The organism is Pseudoxanthomonas kalamensis DSM 18571 (genome assembly GCF_010211745.1).
In the GTDB taxonomy this organism is placed as follows: Bacteria; Pseudomonadota; Gammaproteobacteria; order Xanthomonadales; family Xanthomonadaceae; genus Pseudoxanthomonas_A; species Pseudoxanthomonas_A kalamensis.
In genome coordinates this window covers 1-608 of sequence record NZ_PDWQ01000081.1, presented here as the reverse complement: position 1 = coordinate 608, position 608 = coordinate 1, and the positions used below count along the sequence as shown (strand labels likewise).

Annotated in this window: 1 protein-coding gene; it reads right to left on the bottom strand. The window is 54.6% G+C overall.

Annotation, left to right across the window (positions count from 1 at the left end; all coding sequences use genetic code 11):
- Positions 1 to 165 precede the first annotated feature (165 nt).
- A partial coding sequence (locus CSC70_RS14100; protein WP_246189440.1) for a phage tail tip domain-containing protein occupies positions 166 to 608 on the bottom strand: 443 nt, incomplete at its 5' end.

Below are 608 nucleotides of genomic sequence, written 5' to 3'. Positions count from 1 at the left end.
AAATAGCCCACCGTAAACGTACCATGTCCACCTTCCGCACGGGCCGGAGTGACTGTCACCGCAAGTGCGGCAAAGACAGCAACGGCAATACACACATTACGCATCGTTCACCTCTCACTGTTTTATAATAAAACGCCCGTTCCCGGACGAACCTCTGTAACACACTCAGACCACGCTGATGCCCAGCGCCTGTTTCTTAATCACCATAACCTGCACATCGCTGGCAAACGTATACGGCGGAATATCTGCCGAATGCCGTGTGGACGTAAGCGTGAACGTCAGGATCACGTTTCCCCGACCCGCTGGCATGTCAACAATACGGGAGAACACCTGTACCGCCTCGTTCGCCGCGCCATCATAAATCACCGCACCGTTCATCAGTACTTTCAGATAACACATCGAATACGTTGTCCTGCCGCTGACAGTACGCTTACTTCCGCGAAACGTCAGCGGAAGCACCACTATCTGGCGATCAAAAGGATGGTCATCGGTCACGGTGACAGTACGGGTACCTGACGGCCAGTCCACACTGCTTTCACGCTGGCGCGGAAAAGCCGCGCTCGCCGCCTTTACAATGTCCCCGACGATTTTTTCCGCCCTCAGCGTAC